This is a genomic window from Streptomyces aureus (assembly GCF_001418135.1).
In the GTDB taxonomy this organism is placed as follows: domain Bacteria; phylum Actinomycetota; class Actinomycetes; order Streptomycetales; family Streptomycetaceae; genus Streptomyces; species Streptomyces aureus_A.
Genome location: NZ_LIPQ01000066.1, coordinates 1 through 16,543 on the forward strand (window position 1 = coordinate 1; position 16,543 = coordinate 16,543).

The 16,543-nt window shown below is 70.9% G+C and carries 18 protein-coding genes and 1 pseudogene; 9 read left to right on the plus strand and 10 right to left on the minus strand.

Annotation, left to right across the window (positions count from 1 at the left end; all coding sequences use genetic code 11):
• From AOK00_RS36780 to AOK00_RS07050, 10 genes and pseudogenes are all read right to left on the minus strand, one after another.
• Positions 1–366 (minus strand): annotated as a pseudogene (locus AOK00_RS36780) (hypothetical protein); the annotation flags it as partial.
• 49 nt (positions 367–415) lie between these two features.
• A complete protein-coding gene (locus AOK00_RS07015) occupies positions 416–1,321 on the minus strand; it encodes an RNA polymerase sigma factor SigF (RefSeq protein ID WP_030318134.1) in 906 nt (301 codons plus the stop codon).
• A 235-nt stretch (positions 1,322–1,556) separates the two neighbouring features.
• Positions 1,557–2,402: an RNA polymerase sigma factor SigF gene (locus AOK00_RS07020; protein WP_030318136.1), complete on the minus strand. Its 846-nt coding sequence runs from the start codon at positions 2,400–2,402 to the stop codon at positions 1,557–1,559.
• A gap of 259 nt (positions 2,403–2,661) precedes the next feature.
• Positions 2,662–2,955: a Dabb family protein gene (locus tag AOK00_RS07025; protein WP_055599441.1), complete on the minus strand. Its 294-nt coding sequence runs from the start codon at positions 2,953–2,955 to the stop codon at positions 2,662–2,664.
• A 9-nt stretch (positions 2,956–2,964) separates the two neighbouring features.
• Complete coding sequence (locus tag AOK00_RS39390; protein ID WP_167346861.1) at positions 2,965–3,129, minus strand: hypothetical protein; 165 nt, start codon at positions 3,127–3,129, stop codon at positions 2,965–2,967.
• Between the two features lie 327 nt (positions 3,130–3,456).
• Complete coding sequence (locus tag AOK00_RS07030; protein WP_055599442.1) at positions 3,457–3,861, minus strand: acyl-CoA thioesterase; 405 nt, start codon at positions 3,859–3,861, stop codon at positions 3,457–3,459.
• A gap of 2 nt (positions 3,862–3,863) precedes the next feature.
• Entirely contained in the window at positions 3,864–5,768 is a 1,905-nt protein-coding gene (locus AOK00_RS07035; protein WP_063886544.1) for an acyl-CoA dehydrogenase family protein, read from the minus strand.
• 15 nt (positions 5,769–5,783) lie between these two features.
• Positions 5,784–7,001, minus strand: a complete 1,218-nt coding sequence (locus tag AOK00_RS07040) for a beta-ketoacyl-[acyl-carrier-protein] synthase family protein (protein WP_055599443.1) — start codon at positions 6,999–7,001, stop codon at positions 5,784–5,786.
• Complete coding sequence (locus tag AOK00_RS07045) at positions 6,998–7,243, minus strand: acyl carrier protein (protein WP_079041872.1); 246 nt, start codon at positions 7,241–7,243, stop codon at positions 6,998–7,000. Before AOK00_RS07045 ends, AOK00_RS07040 begins: the two co-directional genes overlap by 4 nt.
• Positions 7,244–7,348: 105 nt before the next feature.
• Positions 7,349–8,368 (minus strand): beta-ketoacyl-ACP synthase III, encoded by a 1,020-nt coding sequence (locus AOK00_RS07050; RefSeq protein WP_173861516.1) that lies wholly within the window; start codon positions 8,366–8,368, stop codon positions 7,349–7,351.
• A gap of 373 nt (positions 8,369–8,741) precedes the next feature.
• Here AOK00_RS07050 and AOK00_RS07055 point away from each other — a divergent pair, with 373 nt between their 5' ends.
• From AOK00_RS07055 to AOK00_RS07095, 9 genes are all read left to right on the plus strand, one after another.
• Positions 8,742–9,596, plus strand: a complete 855-nt coding sequence (locus tag AOK00_RS07055) for a 4'-phosphopantetheinyl transferase family protein (RefSeq protein ID WP_079041873.1) — start codon at positions 8,742–8,744, stop codon at positions 9,594–9,596.
• Between the two features lie 246 nt (positions 9,597–9,842).
• Entirely contained in the window at positions 9,843–11,024 is a 1,182-nt protein-coding gene (locus tag AOK00_RS39635; protein WP_055599446.1) for a ParB/RepB/Spo0J family partition protein, read from the plus strand.
• 171 nt (positions 11,025–11,195) lie between these two features.
• The gene (locus AOK00_RS07065; protein ID WP_055599447.1) at positions 11,196–11,816 is read left to right on the plus strand and encodes a GNAT family N-acetyltransferase; all 621 of its coding nucleotides are present in this window, start codon (positions 11,196–11,198) and stop codon (positions 11,814–11,816) included.
• Positions 11,817–12,092: 276 nt separating this feature from the next.
• Positions 12,093–13,109 carry a 3-oxoacyl-ACP synthase III family protein gene (locus AOK00_RS07070; protein WP_055599448.1) on the plus strand — a complete coding sequence of 339 codons (1,017 nt, stop codon included), beginning with the start codon at positions 12,093–12,095 and terminating at the stop codon, positions 13,107–13,109.
• Between the two features lie 3 nt (positions 13,110–13,112).
• Complete coding sequence (locus AOK00_RS07075) at positions 13,113–13,346, plus strand: hypothetical protein (protein WP_030318153.1); 234 nt, start codon at positions 13,113–13,115, stop codon at positions 13,344–13,346.
• Positions 13,347–13,354: 8 nt separating this feature from the next.
• Entirely contained in the window at positions 13,355–13,981 is a 627-nt protein-coding gene (locus tag AOK00_RS07080) for a GNAT family N-acetyltransferase (protein ID WP_055599449.1), read from the plus strand.
• Positions 13,978–14,736 carry an SDR family oxidoreductase gene (locus AOK00_RS07085; RefSeq protein WP_055599450.1) on the plus strand — a complete coding sequence of 253 codons (759 nt, stop codon included), beginning with the start codon at positions 13,978–13,980 and terminating at the stop codon, positions 14,734–14,736. The genes AOK00_RS07080 and AOK00_RS07085 overlap by 4 nt, the downstream gene beginning before the upstream one ends.
• The gene (locus tag AOK00_RS07090; protein WP_055599451.1) at positions 14,733–15,644 is read left to right on the plus strand and encodes an ACP S-malonyltransferase; all 912 of its coding nucleotides are present in this window, start codon (positions 14,733–14,735) and stop codon (positions 15,642–15,644) included. Before AOK00_RS07085 ends, AOK00_RS07090 begins: the two co-directional genes overlap by 4 nt.
• Positions 15,634–16,530 (plus strand): hypothetical protein, encoded by an 897-nt coding sequence (locus AOK00_RS07095; protein ID WP_055599452.1) that lies wholly within the window; start codon positions 15,634–15,636, stop codon positions 16,528–16,530. Before AOK00_RS07090 ends, AOK00_RS07095 begins: the two co-directional genes overlap by 11 nt.
• Positions 16,531–16,543 lie beyond the last annotated feature (13 nt).

Genomic DNA, 16,543 nt, shown 5'->3' on the forward strand with positions numbered 1-16,543 from the left:
GCTGCCCGGCGTGGTCGTCGGGGCCGTGCCGGATCCCGCACCCGACCCCGTACGCGATCCGGTGCCGGAGGACCCGGATGTGCCCGGCGGTGTCGTGGCGCCGTCCACCGGCGGTGGTGTGGCCGGCCCGCCCGGGTCCGTGCCCGGTTCCGGTGACGGGGACGACGTGCTGGACGTGTCCCCGCTCGTCGTGGGGCCGTCCAGGGGCACCAGGGTGACCGCGCCCGAGGGGGTGCCCGCCGCTCCCGGGGAGGGGCCGGCGCCCACCGCCGCGTACCCCTCGCCGTCTCCTCCGCCGCCACAGGCGGTCAGCGCCCCGCCGAGGCAGAGCGCCACCGCTACGAGTCCGGGCTTCCTTCGGCTCATGACGCCAGTCTGGCTGACGATCCGTCAACAAGGGAGCCCTGCGCGGAACTCAGTCGGCGATGAGGCCCTCGCGCAGCTGGGCGAGGGTGCGGGTGAGCAGCCGCGAGACGTGCATCTGGGAGATGCCGACCTCCTCGCCGATCTGCGACTGGGTCATGTTGGCGAAGAAGCGCAGCATGATGATCTGCCGCTCCCTGGGCGGGAGTTTGGCGAGCAGCGGCTTGAGCGACTCGCGGTACTCGACGCCTTCGAGCGCCGTGTCCTCGTAGCCGAGGCGGTCGGCGAGGGAGCCCTCGCCGCCGTCGTCCTCGGGCGAGGGGGAGTCGAGCGAGGAGGCGGTGTACGCGTTGCCCACGGCGAGGCCGTCGACGACGTCCTCCTCCGACACCCCGAGCACGGCGGCGAGTTCGGGCACGGTGGGGGAGCGGTCGAGCTTCTGGGCGAGCTCGTCGCTGGCCTTGGTGAGGGCGAGGCGCAGCTCCTGGAGCCGGCGCGGGACGCGGACCGACCAGGAGGTGTCACGGAAGAAGCGCTTGATCTCGCCGACGACCGTCGGCATCGCGAACGTCGGGAACTCCACGCCCCGTTCGCAGTCGAAGCGGTCGATCGCCTTGATCAGGCCGATGGTGCCGACCTGGACGATGTCCTCCATCGGCTCGTTGCGGGAGCGGAAGCGGGCCGCCGCGTACCGCACGAGGGGGAGGTTGAGCTCGATGAGGGTGTCGCGGACGTAGGTCCGCTCCGGGCTGTCCGCGGCGGCGCCCTCGGTGTCGAGGGCGCGCAGCCTCAGGAAGAGGGAGCGCGAGAGGGTGCGGGTGTCGAGGGCTCCCGACGTCACGACCATCGGCGGAGGCGTGGCCTCCGCGCTGTCGGTCGCGGTCGGCGCCGTCGTCTGCGTGGGCACGGGAACGGGCGTGAGCGTGAGCACCTTCGAGCTGCCCAGTTCTGTGGACATGCCACCCCCTTGAGGTCGCGGACGGTCGCGGTGGCCGCGACCATCTGAGGAACGCAGCCACCACCTGAATACCGGCGGCGGGGCTGCGGCAAACTCGGTTCCAGCAGAATGTCACATGTCGGCAACACGCTGTAGTGACTTGTCGACAAGCCGAGGGTGCATATCCGCAGGAAACAAGGGGTGTAAGGCATTTGGGGCGGCGCAGAACTGCTCCGAACCGGTCTACCCGATTCAGCTACGCCTCGATTCTGTTTGCGGATCTCAAACGTGCGAAGCTGCGGGCGAGGAGCCTTGACACATGCATCTGGGAGACGCCGAGTTCCTGGCTGATCTGGGACTGCGTCAGATTGCTGTAGTAGCGCAGCATCAGGATCCGCTGCTCCCGCTCGGGCAGCTGGACGAGCAGGTGCCGGACGAGGTCGCGGTGCTCGACACCGGCCAGCGCGGGGTCCTCGTAGCCGAGCCGGTCGAGCAGCCCGGGCAGGCCGTCGCCCTCCTGCGCGGCCTCCAGGGAGGTCGCGTGGTACGAGCGTCCGGCCTCGATGCAGGCGAGCACCTCGTCCTCGCCGATCCGCAGCCGCTCGGCGATCTCGGCGGTCGTGGGGGAGCGGCCGTGGGCGGTCGTGAGGTCCTCGGTGGCGCCGTTCACCTGGACCCAGAGCTCGTGCAGACGGCGGGGCACGTGCACGGTGCGGACGTTGTCGCGGAAGTACCGCTTGATCTCGCCGACGACGGTCGGCATGGCGAACGTCGGGAACTGGACACCGCGGTCGGGGTCGAAGCGGTCGATGGCGTTGATGAGGCCGATGGTGCCGACCTGGACGACGTCCTCCATCGGCTCGTTGCGGGAGCGGAAGCGGGCCGCCGCGTACCGCACGAGCGGCAGGTTGGCCTCGATGAGGGCGCCGCGCACCCGGTGGTGCTCCGGAGTGCCCGGCTCCAGGTTCTTGAGCTGCCCGAAGAGCACCTGGGTGAGGGCGCGGGTGTCGGCGCCACGGGTGCTCTGGGGCCGGGGGCGGGGGGTCTCCGCGCCGCCTGCCTCGTGCTGGGGCGGGACCTGAGGCGCTGTACTGGCCGGCACGTTCACGCCACCCCTTTGGCTGGTCTTGCTGGTCGACTGGGTCAACTACGGTCAACTCATCCGTCAAAAGCGGTCATAGCATCACAAGACATGTCCACTGTGTGCAAGCACCGCATAGTGACGTGTTGAGGGCATAGTGACGGAAAAAGGGGAGGTCACGCGCGTGGAATCACGTACGGAAAAGCCCCCCACCTCGACGGCGGAGGGCCTGGTGTCGACCGAGGACCAGGGGCGTCTTGCCGATCAGGCAAGACACCCCCTAGAACGCGTAGTCCGCGATCACCCAGGTGGCGAACTCGCGCCACTGGGCGACACCCGCCTGGTGCGCGGGGTGGTCCAGGTAGCGCTGGAGGGCGTCGGTGTCCTCGACGGCCGAGTTGATGGCGAAGTCGTACGCGATCGGCCGGTCCGTGATGTTCCAGTCGCACTCCCAGAAGCGCAGCTCCGGGATCTGGTCGCCGAGGGCGCGGAACGCCTCGACGCCGGCGACGACGCGCGGCTCGTCGCGGGCGACACCGTCGTTGAGCTTGAAGAGGACCAGATGGCGGATCACGAAGGGCTCCTAGTTGATGAGTTCGGTCATGAACTCGCCGACACCCTGGGCGGCGCTGGAAATGCCCTCGAACCCTACCTGTACGAGATCGGCGGCCCGGGCAGGGGACGTGATGATCGTGTACAGCACAAAGACCGAGACCGCGTAGAGCGCGACCTTCTTCGCTTGCGCCATTGCCAGCCCTCCCCTGTTCCCCCGCCTGTTCCCCCGCCGTACGACCGCGCCACTCTAACCGAGGCTTTATGGACCAAGGGCCCGGCGATCGAGGCCTTTCGCCGCCCCCCCGGAAGGGTGACGGCGGAGCAGGATGGATGCCGAGCCCGGAGGATCTGGCAGGAATCGGAAGGGCTCCTGGAACCGGCCCGCACTGCGGGGTCCGCGCCGCGAGCTTCCCCCTGAACGCGGCGCGGGCCGGTTGGACCGGTTCTCATCGGGGGGAGCGGCTTGTCCCCCCGATGCCGCTCCCCCCGTCCTGGCTCCGGGCCGGACCCGTCCGGCCCGTCACCCGAGGTACTTCTCGAAGAAGGCGTGCTCGGCCTCGCTGATGCGGCGGGGACGGCCCTTCTCGTAGTCGAACGCCGCCATGACCGTGGACGCGCTCGCGTAGACCTTCTCACCGTCCTTGATCAGACAGTCGACGGTCACCCTGGCCGACGTGAGGCCGGAGACCCACATCTCGACGTCGACGGGCTCGTGCCGGTGCACCAGCTGGTTCAGATAGCGGATCCGGTGCTCCACGACCACCGAACCGCCGCGGAAGAAGGCGTCGCCGCGGGTCGGCGCCAGGCGGAAGATGAAGTCGACCCGGGCCTCCTCCAGGAAGCGCAGCAGGGAGACGTTGTTCACCACTCCATAGGCGTCCATGTCCGACCAGCGGACCGGGCAGGGGTACGTGTGCCGTGTCATCGTCACTTCCCGGGTGTACGCGGAGGGGGCGTCGTCGCGGGGCCGGCCGTGCCGGGCCGGCCGATGGGGCCGCTCGCGCCGGTCCGGAGCAGGAACGCGGCTTCCGGGTCGTCGTACGCGAGGGGCGCGCGGAGCAGCTCCGGGGTGAGCCGGAACGCCTCGGTCAGACGTCGCGCGTGTGGCCGGAGCCGCTCGCAGAGCCCGTCCAGGGCGGCGGGCAGCCCTTCGACCGCTGCCCCGGTCACCAGGCCCCTGGCCAGGTACCAGCCGGCGTCCCGGCGGATCTCGACGAGTCCGTACAGCGACGTGAGCAGCCCCAGGGCCACCCGGTCCCGCTCGTCGGCCAGGGCGGGGACCGCCGCGGCGAGCTGCTCCAGGGCGAGGCGGACCCCGCGGGTGCGGGCCATGTCGAGGGCGGTGTTCACGGCGCCGTTCCAGGCGTCGAAGTAGGTGCCGTCCGACCCCGCCATGTCCGCCCGCGCGGTCCGGTGCAGGGCGTCCTCGCGCCGGCTCAGCAGCGCCAGCTGGACGAGCGGGTCCCCGACGTCGTCCGCCGCCCGCTCGGGCCCGGCCGCGAGTGGACGGTCCTCGCCGGTGAGCAGCCGGCCGGCCGTCGTCGCGAGGAGCACCTGGTTGTCGCCCTCGGCGGTGACGAGCCCGTGCAGCAGCGAGCCGTACTCGGCGATCCGGTTCACCCGGAACCCGCCCTGTGCTCCGCAGCGCTCGCGGCAGACTCCGGCGACCTCGCTCATCTCCCAGGTGGAGAGCGCCTTCGTGAGGGAGATCAGCTGGTTCACCTCGTCCGGCGGCGGGCCGGGGTGTGCCTCGAACTCCCGCTTCGCGTGGTTCAGGAGCAGATTCATCGCGTACACCTTCGCCAGGGCGGGGAAGAGGTCCCGCTGGTGGCTCCGGTAGTCGAGTACGGGCACGTCGCCCCGCCCGGGGCCGTTGGTCAGCCGGGTCTCCGCGTACCGCAGAGCCGTGTAGACGCTCGCCTTCCCGGCCCCGACGGCGGCGCTCGCCACGCAGAGGCGGCCCGGCTGGATGCGGCTCATCGTGTGGAGGAAGCGTCGGCGCAGGTTTCCGCCCCCGGGCAGGAACGATCCGTCGGGGGAGAACCCGCCCGTCTCGCCGTACAGCAGGTTCCGGCGCGGGACGACGACCCGGTCGAACCGGGTGAGCGCGTGGTCCACCCCCTGGACGGGCTGTTCGGGAGCGGGCGTGATGTGCACCCCCTCGGCCGGCCCGGTGCCGTCGCTGATCCGCACGAGGAACGCGTGGACCCCGTGGTTCCTGCCGTCCGCCCGGAGGCGGGCCAGGACCACCGCGAGCTTCGGCATGTCCGTGAAGCCGGTCGCGGACATGAACTTCTGCGCGCCGGTGTCCGGGGTGTGGAGGACGAACGACTCCGTCTCCGGGTCGTACACCGCCTCCGTACGCAGGGCCGCGACGTTGTTCCCGTATCCCAGCTCGGTCGCCATGTAGGGGCCGAAGGAGTCGAGCCGGTCGAGCTCCTCCACGTGGTCCTCGATGTCGTCCCGGCCCGCGCCGAGGTCGAGGACCGTGCCGAGGGCGAGGTTGTGGTGCACGAGGAGCACCGAGAAGACCGCGGGGTCCAGGAGGGGCGCCCACTCCGCCAGCGCGAACAGCCGGCGCGGGCGGCGCAGCATGTCCCGGGGCCGCTCCAGCTCCCGGTGCAGCACGCGGGAGCGCGTGTACGTCAGTTTCCCGGACTCCACCGAGGTCAGACCCTCACGGGGGTCGAACGCCGGGTCGAAGAGCACCGCGCGGATGTCGCGGTGCGTCTCCTCGTACTCCCCGTCGAAGAGGAGGCCGGACAGCGTGGTGGCGCCGACGGCCCCGCCCCGGGCGCCGTGCCGGGGCTCGGTCTGCGTCGCGGTCCCCATGAATTCCTCCTCCGGTCAGGCCGTGAAGACGAGCGTGGCGTTCTGGCCGCCGAACCCGAACGAGTTGCTCAGGGCCGCGCGGACGGGCCCGGTGCGGGCGGAGCCGCGTACGAGATCGACCTCGATCCGCGGGTCCGGATCGACGAGCCCCGCCGTCGGCGGGATCAGCCCGTCGCGGATCGCGAGCACGCAGTACGCCGCCTCGACGGCGCCGGCCGCGCCGAGCGGGTGACCGGTCACCCCCTTGGTGGAGCTCACCGCCACCCGGTCGCCCAGCAGACGGCTGACGACCCCGGCCTCGGTCACGTCGTTGAGCGGGGTCGAGGTCCCGTGGGCGTTGACGTAGTCCACGTCGCCGGCGGCCAGGCCGGCATCGTCGAGCGCCGCCCGCATCGCCAGCTCGGCACCGCGCCCCTCCGGGTGCGGCGAGGTGACGTGGTGCGCGTCCGACGAGGCGCCGTACCCGGTCAGCCGGGCCAGCGGGCGGGCGCCGCGGGCCGCCGCGTGCTCCTCGGTCTCGAGGACCAGGACCCCGGCGCCCTCGCCCAGGACGAAACCGTCCCGGCCCGCGTCGAACGGACGGGAAGCCGTCGCAGGATCGTCCGCGCGCCGGGACAGCGCGCGCATCCGGGCGAAGGAGGAGACGTACAGCGGGGTGATCGGGGCCTCGGCGCCGCCCGCGACGACGACGTCCGCGACACCCTGCCGCAGGAGCTCCCGGCCGATGCCGAGCGCGCTCGCGCCGGCCGCGCAGGCCGTACACGGGGCGAGACAGGGGCCGTTGGCCGAGATGTCGATCGCGACCTGGCCTGCCGCCATGTTGACCAGACCCATCGGCAGGGTCAGGGGGGACACCGACGAGGGTCCCTCCTCCAGCAGGATCCGGTGCTGGGCCTCCAGGGTGGCCGTACCGCCCGCCCCGGAGCCGATGATCACCGCCACCCGGGAGGAGTCCGCCCAGCCGCCCCGGGTCAGCCCGGCCTGGTCGAGGGCCTCGCGCGCGGCGACGACGGCGAACTGGGTGAAGCGGTCCCACTGCCAGGAGCCGTGCCCCAGCTCCCGCGGGGAGAAGTCGGGCACCTGACAGGCCATCGTGACGGGAAGGCCGTCGAGCTCCGGCAGGTGGGCGGCGGTCGGCCGGCCCGCCGACACGGTGTCCCAGTTCGCCTTCACCCCGACCCCGGCCGGGGTGACGAGCCCCGCTCCCGTGACGAGCGCCGGGAAGCCGCTCATCGGGCGACGGCGCCCTTGCTCTGCAGGAGGGCCACGATCTCGCCGACCGTCGAGAGCTCCGCCATCTCGTCGTCGTCGAGCTCGACACCGAGCTGCTTGGTCAGCGCGGTGGCCAGCTCGATCTGCGACAGCGAGTCCAGGCCCAGGTCGTCGAAGGTCGCGTCGGCGACAACGATGTCCCGGTCCATGCCGAAGCGGTTGGCCATGACCTCGGCCACGGAGTCGTGCATGCTGCTACTCATCTCTTCTCCCCTTGTATGTACGGTGGTTGTGTGTGCGGTGGGCGGCGGAGTCGGTGTGGTGACCGACGCTTCGACCGGTGCGGCGACCGGTGCGGTCGTGCGTGCTCAGCGAAGACCTTCGACGGACAGGTCCGGCCACTCCAGGACCGTCGAGCCCCAGGAAAGCCCGGCGCCGAAGGCCGACATGAGGACGCGCGCGCCGGGCCGCAGGGTGCCGTCGGCCGCGAGGTCGTTGAGCAGGAGCGGGATGGAGGCGGCGAGCGTGTTGCCCACGCGGTCGATGTTCACGGCCATCCGCTCCTCGGGCAGACCGAGTTCCTCGGCCACGGCCCGCAGGATGCGGACGTTGGCCTGATGGCCGACGAACCAGTCCACGTCGGCGACGCCCCAGTCGGCCTTTCCGAGCGCGGCCGTCGCCGAGCCGGTCATGCGCTCGACGGCCTGCGTGTAGAGGGGACGGCCCAGCATCCGCAGGTACCAGTCCTCGGTGGCCACCGTGTCCTGGCCGGGCCCGCCGTCCGCGGACCGTTGCCGCGAGCCGCCCGCCGGGATCGCCAGCAGGTCGGCGCGCGCCCCGTCGCTGCCGAGGTCGAAGGGGCCGAGGGCGCCCGGTTCCGCCGCGTCGCCCCGGCGCAGGACCACGGCCCCGGCTCCGTCCCCGAAGATGGGGGCGGTGGCCCGGTCGGCCGGGTTCACGAGGGTGGTGAACGCCTCGGCCCCGATGAACAGCACCGTGTCGGCCGCCCCGGCGGCGATCAGGCCCGCGGCGGTGGCGAGTCCGTAGACGAAGCCGCTGCACGCGGAGGTCAGGTCGAACGCGGCCACCGTGCCGAGACCCAGCCGGTCGGCGACCTCGGGTGCCACCGCCGGGCAGAGCCGGTCCGGCGAGGTGGTCGCCACGACGACCGCGCCGACGGCCGGGTGTCCGGCGGACTTCAGCGCCCTGGCCCCCGCCTCGATCGCCAGGTCCCGGGTCGAGAGGCCCCCGGTGACCCGGTGCCTCCGCCTGATGCCGGTCCTGGTGGTGATCCACTCGTCGGAGGTGTCGAGGGTCGCCGAGAGGTCCTCGTTGGACACCACATTCGGCGGGAGGTATCCCCCGAGGCCCATGAGCACTGCTGCCATCGCCATACCCTCCCGGTGAATTCGGCATTGTTCACTGCGGCGTTCACTGCGACGCGCGCAATTTCCCGCCGGGCCGGTTCCGGTTCTCGTACGCGCCCGTTTCGGCACGCCTCGTGTGAAGGGAACGGATGACCCGCGGCTGCGCACGTCTTTGGTGAGGCCCGTGCGAGCGGAGCGATTCCCGCGCTCTTTCGCGTGCACACGACAAAAGTGGGTGGTGCCCACCGTTCGGACCGCCCCGCGGTTCGCCCTCGGCACACTGCCGGGTAACCGACGCCGATCACTCTGCTTCGACCCTTTGGACGTGTCAAGCGCGCTCCGGGCGCCCGCTGTTGACATCCCGAAAACCCGGCTTCCGGGAATACTCGGGGACATGACGGAGTACGACGCGCGGGAATCGGAGCAGGGCCGGAACGGCGTGACGAGAGGGGCCGCAGCGCTGTTTCCGGCGTCCGTGATCCTGGTCGAACGGTTCCACGACATCCCTGACGGTCGTCTCCCCGACGGTCGTGCCCCCGACGGGCTTCTCCCCGGCGGGGGTTTCTCCGACGGGCGCTCTCCCGGCGGAGGCCTCCCCGGGCGCCCTCCCGGAGGCGGCCTCTCCGACGGGCTCTTCCCCGAAGAGCGCCGGCTCGTGGACCGGGCCGTCGACCGTCGCCGCCGGGAGTTCACCACCGCCCGGATCTGTGCGCGTGAGGCCCTCCGCCGCCTCGGCCGTCCCGCGGTCCCGGTTCTGCGCGGTTCGTCGGGCGCCCCGCTCTGGCCGGCCGGTGTCCTCGGCAGCATCACCCACTGCGAGGGCTACCGAGCGGCGGCCGTGACAACGGCGGGGCGGGTCACGGGACTCGGCCTCGACGCGGAGCCCAACCTTCCGCTCGCCGACCCGGCGATGCTTCCGCTGATCTCCCTCCCTGCCGAGCGCCGCCATCTCGCCGATCTCGCGGCGGACCCGGTCGCGGCCGCAGGAGGAGCCGACGTGCACTGGGAACGACTGCTGTTCAGTGCCAAGGAGAGCGTCTACAAGGCGTGGAACCCGATGACCGACCGTCGGCTCGGCTTCGCCGACGCGGAGATCACCTTTTCTCCCGGCGACGGCACCTTCCGCGCCCTCCCCACCGTCCGAGGTCACGGCGGGGAGCGTGGCTTCGACGGGACCTGGCAACTTCGCGCCGGGATTCTCCTGACGGCGGTGACGGTCGTGTCCGACGCCGGCGGAGAAAGGCCGTAGAGCGTGGCGCCCGGGGAGAGCCGCACGAATACGGCGACTTCCGGGCAACTTCGGTGTGCCTTCGGGGGTGTTCGGAGATGAAACCGGATGTTGCTCCGAGGGATTCAGGACGCCGGACGATTTCCGGCCACGGCGTGAAGGTTCCGGAAGGCTTTGGCCGGACCTGTTTGCATCCCCTTGACCTTCGTGTCACGCGGCAAAGAATGGTTGAGACCAGAAGTTAGGTACTTGTCAGGGGGAAGCACCATGGACGGAGCCGCGTCGTGTCGCACGGACCTACTCGACAGAGTCGGCAGGGCGGCCGAAAAGGTTCCTATCGCCTCGCTGGACATCGCGCATTCGCCGCGCCGCGCGGGACTTGATGTCGGCCACGTAAGGCTGCTGGCCGAATCGGGTACGGCACCTCCGCCGATCATCGTCCAGCGTGGCACCCTGCGCGTCATCGACGGCGTCCACCGTGTCAAGGCCGCCCGGCAGCTCGGGCACGACACGATCGAGGCGCGGTTATTCGACGGCACGGACGAGGACGCGTTCGTCCTCGCCGTCGAGCTCAACTCCTCGCACGGTCTGCCGCTGTCCCTCGGGGACCGCACCGCGGCGGCCACGCGAATCCTCGTGACCCATCCGGCGTGGTCAGACCGCCGGATAGCCCGCACCACGGGGCTGTCCCCCTCGACCGTGGGGAACCTCCGCAGGCGGGCGACCGTCCAGATCGAACACTTGGACAGCCGAACGGGGAGCGACGGGCGGGAACGGCCCGTGAACAGCGCCTCCGGCCGGCTCAAGGCCGGGCGCGTCCTCACCGAGCAGCCGAATCTCTCACTGCGTGAGGTGGCGAGGCTCGCCGGAGTCGCGCCCTCGACCGTGCGGGACGTACGGGACCGGCTGCGCGCCGGTGAGGAGGTGGTGCCGCGGCAGCGGAGCGGCCTCCGGCCGGGGGAGTCCCCCACGGCCCCCGCGGCCCCCCCGTCTCCGGCGGCGGCCTCGGGGGCCTCCGGGGCTTCCCATCCCTCCGGGACCTCCGGGGCTTCCCATCCCTCCGGGTCCTCTCGGTCCCCTCAGCCCCCCGGGGCCTCCCGGTCCTCGGGGTTCCCCGGCTTCCCCGGGCCTCCCCGGCCCCCTGTCGACGGCGACCAGGCCAGGGGCCGCCCTGTCCCCGCCCGCTTCGCGTCGCGGGGCTTCGACCGGCAGGCGACGCTGGAGAGCCTGCGCAACGACCCGTCGATCAGGTTCAACAACGCCGGCCGCGAGCTGCTGCGGCTGCTCAACCTGAGCTCCGTGGAACAGGCCAGCCTGGAACGCATCGTCAATCACGTGCCGCCGCACTGGGCCGGCACCGTGGCGGAGCTGATCCGGAACAACGCCGAGGCGTGGACGGCGTTCGCCGCCGCCCTGGAACAGCGCCGTGGAGTACGGGACGCGTCCTGACGCCACCGGCCGGGCCCACCACCGCCCGTATTTCCACCACGGAATTCCGTGTGCGGCGGTCCCGCGTTGACACCGATTACCGGCGGTTCTAAGTTTTGGTCATCGCCGCAGGGAATCCCCGGAGAAACAGGGGGATCCGGGGAGTCGGGGGAATCGCGGAATCGGGGGAGAATGGACAGCAGGGCGGATACGTCGCTTGAATTCATTCCGGTGCTCACCGAGAATGAAGAGAAATTGCTCGACGGAGTGCTCGCCGCCCCTTTCTCCTACGTTTCCACCGAGGGCCCGGTGTGGCGCACCGCGGCGATGCGCCGGCGCATCGTCGAGGACGAACGCAGGTCGCATCTCCTGGTCCGCCGTGACGAGCGGATCATCGGTGCGGTCAGCTGGTCCGCCGGTCAGACGCCGGGGTACCACCGACTGGCCCTGACCTCCTGCTCCGACGGGGACTGGACGCCGGGGGCGGCCGACGAGGCCATCCGGGCGGCCCTGTCCACGTTGCTGCGGGCCGCCGAGGTGAAGCGGGTCGAGCTCCTCGTCGCCACCTACAACGAAGTGCTTCTCGAATATCTCACAGAGTATTCGGGATTCATCGTCGAAGGTGTGCTGAGGGACCGGTTCTTCATTGACGGAGAGTTCTGGCCCGGAATAATCTGCCGGGCAGATGTCGCTGAATTCGCACAGCGCGGGGAACGGCTTCCGGAAAGTCGGGCCGAACTTCTGACCTCGCTGCGCAAGAAGACGCTTGAAGATCTGAAAGCCGCCCACGACGGCACGTCGTGGAGTGCGTGACCCCGGATCTCGCGTCCATCCGAGCTCATCGTCCTCCGGGGCGATGTATCCCATGAAATTCGATACCCGGAAAGGAGGAACAGTCATGGATCTCACCAACGTGATCGACCTGCAGGGCACCGAGATCGTCGCCGACGGCGTCGAGCTCCCCGCCAGCGGCTCCAGCGAGGGCTGCTGATGCCCGGGCGAGCGGGTCGGCTGTTGCGCGTACGACGCGGAGCGGCCGGCCCGCCGCCCGTCCCTTTTTCTGACCCGTTCCGTACTGAAGGAGGCCGCGTGCCCCGATGGCAACTCACCCCGGTCAGTCCGCTCAGCGTCGGCATCGCCCTGCCGGAGCGGGTCGTCACCAACGAAGAGCTCTGCGCGACGCTGAAGACCTCGCCCGAGTGGATCGAGCGCAAGACCGGCATCCGGGAGCGGCGGTTCCTCTCCGACGGCGAGTCCATCACCGACCTGGTCGAGGAGAGCGCGCGCAAGGCCGTCCGGCAGGCCGGACTGACCATGCGTGACATCGATGTCCTGCTCGTGACCTGCAGCAGCCCCGAGTGGACCATGCCGTCCCTCGGCGTCCTGCTCGCCGAGCGGCTCGGCATCGAGACCCCGCGCATCATCGACATCACCCAGCACGCCTGCGCCTCCGTCGTGTACGCGGTCTACACCGCGTCCTGCCTGCTGCAGGAGCCGGACGTGCGCAACGCCCTCGTCGTGTGCGCCGAGGGTCCTTCGCGCGTCACCGACCCGGACGACCGCCTGGTGCGCATCTTCTTCGGCGACGCGGCCGGGGCGATGGTCCTCACGAAGACACCCGGCGACGTCGGCCTCCTCAGCTACGACCTGGGGAACGCGCCCTCGCCGAAGGTCGCCCTCGCGGCCACCGCCCTGCTCAACGGGCCGAAGACCGAGGGGGTTCCGGAGACCGGGCCCTACCTCACCATGGACGGACCCACGGTGTGGCAGGAGGCCACCACCCGGGTTCCCAAGTCGCTCGCCGCGGCGCTCGACGCGGCCGGGGTCGAGGTCGACGACGTCGCCGGCTTCGCCCTGCACCAGGCCAATCTGCGGCTCATCGAGCACATCGCCGGCTCGGCCGGAATCGACATGGCCAAGGTCGCCATCACGGTCGACACCCTTGGCAACACCGGTGGCGCGTCCCCGCTGACCGCGCTGTGGCGCCTCGCCGAGGACGGCCGGGCGAAGGCGGGCGACGTCATCGCGATGGGGGCCATCGGAGCCGGGTTCCTCTGGGGTTCCCTCTGCTTCCGGCTGCCCCGTGACATTCGAGTGGAGGCATGACCAATGGACCAACTGCGCGAGATCTTCCTCGGTCTCTTCGGTGAGCGCACGGGCGGTGAGGCCCCGGGCGACGACGACGTGGTCTTCGGCCGCGACAGCCGCTACGGCCTGGAGTCGATGGACACCCTGAGGTTCGCCTCCGCCCTGCTGCCGGTCTTCGGCGACGCGGTCTACGACCTCAAGGTCGAGAACGTGAGCTCGCTGCGCAGCATCCACGACCAGCTGCAGCCCGCCTAGGCACGACGGTGAAGGGCCTTCTCTGCGAACTGGTGCCGCTCACCCCCGACTCCCTGGAGTCGGTGGCGAAATGGCTGAGCGGCACCGACTGCGAAACCCTGCTGCGGGGCACGTCGAGCCAGCTGGTACGCCGCTCCCGGTACGAGACGCTGGAGGGCGACGACCGCAGGGCGGCGCTGATCACCGACCGGCAGGGCACCCCCGTCGGAGTGGCGCACTACTGGCGTCTCGGCGAGGGCGTCTACGAGGTCGGCGGCGCCACGGGCGACGAGCGGCTGTGGCACACGGGCATCGGCATCGAGGCCGCGATGCTCCTCGTCGACTACCTCTTCGAGGTGCTGAACTGCCGCCGCGTCGAGTTCACCACCGGTCTGCACAACAACACGACGCTCCAGCTGGTGCTGACCGACGGACTGTCCCTGGAGGCGGTCTGCGAGGACTACTTCCAGACACCTGACGGCACGCTTCCGGCGGTGAAGTCCTCCCTGACCCGCGAGGAGTACCGCCGTCCCTATCCGCACTACCAGCCGCGCGTGGGACGGCGCGTCGACGGGGACCGCGTCCGGACGCTCACCGAGGGCCTGGTGCGGCGCGCGGCGGCCGATCCCGGATATCCCGAGGGGAACAAAGCATGAGTGACGAACGGACGACGGAGTACCGCAACGTCGTGGTCATCGGCGGTACGAGCGGCCTCGGCCAGGAGGTGGCGCGGCAGTTCGCGCCCCTGGCGCAGAAGGTCTTCCTCACCTACCACGGGCGCCGCGAGGAGGCGGAGAAGGCGGCCGCCGCCGTCGTGGAGGCCGGCGGGACCGCGGAGATCCGCCAGCTGTCGCTGCCCACGGACGACATCGGCGGCGCGCGCATCCGGGAACTGCTCCTGGAGGCCTCTCCCTGCGACGTCGTGGTGAACTGCGCCGTCACCAACGAGGCCGCGGTGGCCACCATCTCCAACGCCGCGGCCTTCAAGACGGTCATCGACGCCAACGTCTTCGGCACGTACCAGATCAACGCCATCAGCGCGCAGACCCTCGCCGCGACGGGCGGCGGCAGCGTCGTCAACGTGTCCTCGATCCTCACCCGGCGCTACATCACCGGGGCGATCGGCTACATCACGAGCAAGGCGGCCATCGAGATGATGACGCGCGGCTTCGCCCGCGAGTGGGGCCGCCTCGGGGTGCGCTTCACCACCGTCTCGCCCGGCCCGATCCGCGACACCAGGCTTCTCGACACCGTGCCGCGCGAGGTCGTGGCCGAGGTCATGGGGCCCGACTTCGAGGAGAAGCTGATGCCTCCGGAGAAGGTCGCCGCGGTCATCCGCCGGATCACCGGCCCGGACTTCGCCGCCGTGAACGGCGAGGTCGTCGTCGTCGACGAGGGAGCCTCGCTGTGACCGACTCCGCCATCTACGTCTTCCCGTCGCAGGTCTACCTCGACGCGGACATCCGGCAGCGCTGCCTGGAGTCCCGGCAGATGCAGCTGATGCTCGACCTGGCCAGCGACACCCTGTCGATCGACTTCAGGGACGTGCTCCGCAACGGCGACGAGGACCAGCTGAACGACGGACGGTTCCGCCGCCCGCTCATCAATCTCATGGGCGTCGCCGGATACCAGCAGGACCTGCGCCGGCGGGACGTGCAGCCGGTCTGCGTGACCGGCATGAGCCTGGGCTTCATCAGCGCCGCCGCCGCCGTGGGCTGGGTCTCCCTGGAGGACATGGTGCGGATGTCGCACACCATGGCCGCCATCGAGATGGACGTGTTCGGGGGGACCGACCACGTCAGCGTCTTCTTCTACGTCGGCGACCACGAGGCCGTCTTCCGTGAGCTGCGCGCCCACGGCACCGACCACCTCCTGCACCTGTCCGGACACGTCTCCAGCAACCAGTTCCTGGCGGCGTGCCGCCTGGCCGACCTGGACGCCATGAAGCCGGCGCTCATGAAGGCGGGCGCCCTCTACAAGGCGATCCCGCACAGCTACCCGGGGCACTGCGACCTGATGGCCGGGGTCCGCAAGACCTTCGCCGACGAGTGGCGCTTCGACGACCCGTGCCGGAACCTCGACATACCGCTGATCAGCCATGACGCCCGCCCCTACACCAGCGGCGAGGCGATCGCGAAGCTGGCGGTCGAGCAGTACACCACCATCCTCGACTGGCAGGGGATCCTGCGGTACGTCGAGAGCCTGGAGCTCGACACCCACATCGTCCTGGAGCCCTCGGCCTTCGTCGTGAAGTCGATGCAGCTGGACCCGGAGTGCGGCATCGAACCGGTGACGGGCGGTCTCGGCCGTGGCGAGTGACCGCGCCCTCGTCTTCCCCGGTCTGGTGCCGCTGACGCGGGGCGAGCTGACCGCCGTACTGGACACCAGGGACGAGCTGCTCGAACTGGCCGAGGGGACCAGTGGGTTCGCGGCACAGGACCTTGATGTCACCGACGGGCACGCACGGTTGTCGTCGACCGTGCACGAGTCCCTGCTCGCCGTCGCCCTGTTGCGCCGGGTCGCGGCCGAGGGGCGGCGATGGACCGCGTACGGCGGCATGAGCGCCGGCTGCGTCCCCAGTCTGCTCGCCGCCGGGGTGATCACCGAGGAGACCTGCTTCCGGCTGATCCGGGACATCAACGAGACGCAGATCGCGGCCAAGGCGGCACGCCCCAACGGCATCACTCTCGCCCTGCTGCCCTCCTCGGAGGGTGACGCGGAACGGCTCGTGGAGGTCCTCGCGACCGCGGACGACAAGCCCTGGCTCTCCGTCGACCTCGGGGCCGGCCTGATCGCCCTCGCCTTCCGCGGCGACGACGCGGAGGCCCTCACCCGCCGCCTCGGTGCCCTCGGCACCGCCGTGCTCGACCGCATCGACCGGGCCGAGCACTGCCCGTGGGCGCTCCCAGGACCGGACGTGTTCGCGGAGCTCCTGGCGGGCGCCGACTTCCGCCCGGCGACGGCGGCGGTCGTCTCGCCGCTCACCGGGAAGCGGGTGGACGACACCCCCGAGGCGTACCGGCGGATGCTCACGGAGCAGTGGTTCGACACGGCGAGCCTGCCCCGGCTCGTGGACGGACTGTGCGCCGTCGACTCCGTGACCGCCGTGGATCTCGTCGGCCCGGCGAAATCGGTCTACGTCCCCCGCGTCCGGGCGATGACGGCCGGCCGGGCAGACCACCGACTCTTGACGATCGCAGGATGACAAGGAACACGCA

Excerpts from the sequence above, each read along its gene's own strand:
- AOK00_RS07050 (WP_173861516.1), bottom strand. The coding sequence starts at position 8,368 with ATGGCAGCAGTGCTCATGGGCCTCGGGGGATACCTCCCGCCGAATGTG.
- AOK00_RS07030 (WP_055599442.1), bottom strand. The coding sequence starts at position 3,861 with ATGACACGGCACACGTACCCCTGCCCGGTCCGCTGGTCGGACATGGAC.
- AOK00_RS07075 (WP_030318153.1), top strand. The coding sequence starts at position 13,113 with ATGGACCAACTGCGCGAGATCTTCCTCGGTCTCTTCGGTGAGCGCACG.
- AOK00_RS07040 (WP_055599443.1), bottom strand. The coding sequence starts at position 7,001 with ATGAGCGGCTTCCCGGCGCTCGTCACGGGAGCGGGGCTCGTCACCCCG.
- AOK00_RS07015 (WP_030318134.1), bottom strand. The coding sequence starts at position 1,321 with ATGTCCACAGAACTGGGCAGCTCGAAGGTGCTCACGCTCACGCCCGTT.
- AOK00_RS39635 (WP_055599446.1), top strand. The coding sequence starts at position 9,843 with ATGGACGGAGCCGCGTCGTGTCGCACGGACCTACTCGACAGAGTCGGC.
- AOK00_RS39390 (WP_167346861.1), bottom strand. The coding sequence starts at position 3,129 with ATGGCGCAAGCGAAGAAGGTCGCGCTCTACGCGGTCTCGGTCTTTGTG.
- AOK00_RS07085 (WP_055599450.1), top strand. The coding sequence starts at position 13,978 with ATGAGTGACGAACGGACGACGGAGTACCGCAACGTCGTGGTCATCGGC.
- AOK00_RS07035 (WP_063886544.1), bottom strand. The coding sequence starts at position 5,768 with ATGGGGACCGCGACGCAGACCGAGCCCCGGCACGGCGCCCGGGGCGGG.
- AOK00_RS07055 (WP_079041873.1), top strand. The coding sequence starts at position 8,742 with ATGACGGAGTACGACGCGCGGGAATCGGAGCAGGGCCGGAACGGCGTG.
- AOK00_RS07045 (WP_079041872.1), bottom strand. The coding sequence starts at position 7,243 with ATGAGTAGCAGCATGCACGACTCCGTGGCCGAGGTCATGGCCAACCGC.
- AOK00_RS07065 (WP_055599447.1), top strand. The coding sequence starts at position 11,196 with ATGGACAGCAGGGCGGATACGTCGCTTGAATTCATTCCGGTGCTCACC.